The organism is Pseudogemmobacter faecipullorum (assembly GCF_020539525.1).
GTDB classification, from domain to species: Bacteria; Pseudomonadota; Alphaproteobacteria; order Rhodobacterales; family Rhodobacteraceae; genus Pseudogemmobacter; species Pseudogemmobacter faecipullorum.
Map to the genome: position 1 here is coordinate 1 of NZ_JACDXX010000059.1, position 2,438 is coordinate 2,438.

The following is a 2,438-nucleotide window of genomic DNA, read 5'->3' on the forward strand; positions in this document are numbered from 1 at the left end:
CATAGCCCGCCTTGCGAAGCGCCCGAAGCGCGCCACCGGCGGTGCGATAGCGGGACCAGTCCGAACGCACGTCTTTGCCGGTGATCGCCTCATAGGCCCCGGCGGCAAGGCCGAGGGCGCAGTCATGGCGGCCCCAGGTGAAAGCCTCGCGGCGCTGTCGGTCCATCTCATCAGCGAACCGGGCACGCCAGCTTGGCAGGCGTTTTGCTTGCATAGCGGTATCCTATGATGACGGGGAAAAGGGGCGCCGGAGACTCGACAAAGTCTCCGGCGCGCATCCATCGTCAGGTCACCACAACCATTTTGACGAAGGAGATTCTAGTTGACGAGAGTGGAGTTCGAAATTGATCCGAAACACGCTTTGACAGTTAGCTGGGCAACATGGATTGCACTTGGCGAAGCACTGGGAGAACTTGGCAGGCATTACCCGGATGACCGTTGGAAAGAACCACTGAGAGAGCGAATTCTCGCAGCGTTTGAGCGGGGCAACATTGAGCAGACGGAAAACGGAGCGGGCCCATTAAGCCCCGGGATTATCCCTCATCTCAAAAATTTTGAAGATGCGGCTCTCTCTGATGCGATCACGGCCATAAACGCTGCCTTTGATCGCATCGCCTATCGCTGAATTTCAATGTGCGGCGCTGATATCTGCGCCGCACCACTCAATAAGAGCGACAGGGTAGCCCCATTTGCGCAAAGGCATTTTATGATCTGTGATCCTTCCTGTTTTTGATCACTGATACGAGGCTCATGTGCATTTTCGTTTACGAAAGGCTTCATAATTCTCATCTTTCAAAGCAAGCCCGGACAGAGGGCTGTGGAACATGATAGCTGCTGAGATCATCCAGAGCGCCGTATCGCAGATGCGATATAACGAGGATCTCGAGGATAATGACGACGGCGATCGCGGCTGAGAGCATCATGGTGCCTTCGAGCGTGCTCTCTGCAGCCCTGAGTTTCCGAAGAAGCATTTTCATCCCTGATACCACTGAACCGCCCGCGACCCGATGGTCGCAGCGTATTTGCAGAATTCATCGGTCGAGAGGCGGCGGCGCTGGTGCTGATCCGAGGATTTGGCGGGATTACTGGCCTGCAGCTGCATCATGATCTCAGAGCGGATGGTCAGCGAGATGGCCCCCTCGCCGCCGGCGGCGGGCGTCTGGACCGGACCAGCATCGACCAGCCCCACCCATTGCAGCTGCGGCACGCTGGTCAGCGCGCCGCCGTTTCGGGTGGTGGCATGGATTTCGCAATTGGCGAGGCGCAGATCCACACCGCGCATGAGGTGCTGCGCGGCCGGGGCGATCTGGCTCATACTGATAGTCACCGGGTTATCGGTGAGGTCAGCAACATATTGCAGCCCGGAAACCGAAAGGCCGCAGCCGCCGATATAGCCCCGCGAGATTGTGCCGCCGGTCGGATCCTCGACATCGATGGTGATATCCTCAGCCCCGCTCCATAGCCCGGCCGCCACCAGCTCGCCGGTCTCGCGGTCCTTGGCCACGAAATGCGCAAACCAGACCGGGGCAATGCCCGAAGACCGCGCAGCTGTGAGGCTCGCGGCAAAGGCAGGATCATAAATCCGCATGACATAGCTTTCGATTGGAAGAAATGCCGGGGCTAGACCTTCGCCCCGGAGGTGCTTCATCGTTAGGTTGCGACGCCAAATTTGATGAAGGAGATTCGATAGTGTCACAGGGCAGTCAGGAAACAACACCGCTGCAAACAGGTGATGAGATCCGCATCATTTATCGAGGAAATGGACGTTACAGCGCTCAGCTACATCGCCAACCCCAGCACGGAACCAACATTGCATTGCTCTTCGGTGCTGCCAGCTACACCATTGAAGAGCTTTCAGAGCTAATGAAGGGGCAATTCTGAGATCTTCAGGCAACGGCTAGCCGCTGTTGAATTTCGCTGAGGGCGCCCGCCAAGTCTGGGAGGCGCCCCAGCACAAGATCTCCGGCGGTCACTAGCAGAGTTCCATCCTCAGCAACATAGCCGCCGATCCGGACATGAGCACGCGGCGCTGTATCGGAAATCACTACGCTGCCGTTCACAACGGTTTTGAGGGTGTATTTATCAAGAGACATTTTCAGTCCTTTCAAACTTTCTGCAGGAGGGTGAGAGACGCACCCAGGCCGATGCGGCCAGGCGTCATTCCGAAAGGCTTGTGACCGCTGGGCGGAACAAAGCAGCGGAGCACGGGGGCAATCAGCTCGACGCGGGCGCCGATGTTGATCCCGAGCGGGAGATAGGGCGTCACCGTGACGAGAGGCGTCACCCCGGAGGTATTCGCGGCGCCGCCCTCGGGAGTGTCTGAAAGTCTGTGTATCTGATCGGGGCCACGCGGTTATCAGATACGGTCAGGCGTCGAAACGCCCGGTGAACATTATGGCCAGCTGATTGCGGGCCGCAACCCATTCCCGGACAGCGCG

At 58.2% G+C, this 2,438-nt stretch carries 5 protein-coding genes; 2 read left to right on the forward strand and 3 right to left on the reverse strand.

Going from position 1 to position 2,438, the window contains the following annotated elements; genetic code table 11:
• A partial coding sequence (locus H0485_RS20990) for a DUF6950 family protein (RefSeq protein WP_435531527.1) occupies positions 1-214 on the reverse strand: 214 nt, incomplete at its 3' end.
• Between the two features lie 108 nt (positions 215-322).
• Between H0485_RS20990 and H0485_RS20995 the strand changes: the two genes are divergently transcribed.
• Entirely contained in the window at positions 323-625 is a 303-nt protein-coding gene (locus H0485_RS20995; protein WP_226937838.1) for a hypothetical protein, read from the forward strand.
• Positions 626-973: 348 nt separating this feature from the next.
• Here the strand turns inward: H0485_RS20995 and H0485_RS21000 are convergent, their stop codons facing one another.
• A complete protein-coding gene (locus H0485_RS21000; protein ID WP_226937839.1) occupies positions 974-1,648 on the reverse strand; it encodes a hypothetical protein in 675 nt (224 codons plus the stop codon).
• Between the two features lie 41 nt (positions 1,649-1,689).
• Between H0485_RS21000 and H0485_RS21005 the strand changes: the two genes are divergently transcribed.
• Positions 1,690-1,881 (forward strand): FHA domain-containing protein, encoded by a 192-nt coding sequence (locus H0485_RS21005; protein ID WP_226937840.1) that lies wholly within the window; start codon positions 1,690-1,692, stop codon positions 1,879-1,881.
• Between the two features lie 5 nt (positions 1,882-1,886).
• Here the strand turns inward: H0485_RS21005 and H0485_RS21010 are convergent, their stop codons facing one another.
• Positions 1,887-2,093, reverse strand: coding sequence for a hypothetical protein (locus H0485_RS21010; protein ID WP_226937841.1), 207 nt, complete (start codon positions 2,091-2,093; stop codon positions 1,887-1,889).
• Positions 2,094-2,438: the final 345 nt, after the last annotated feature.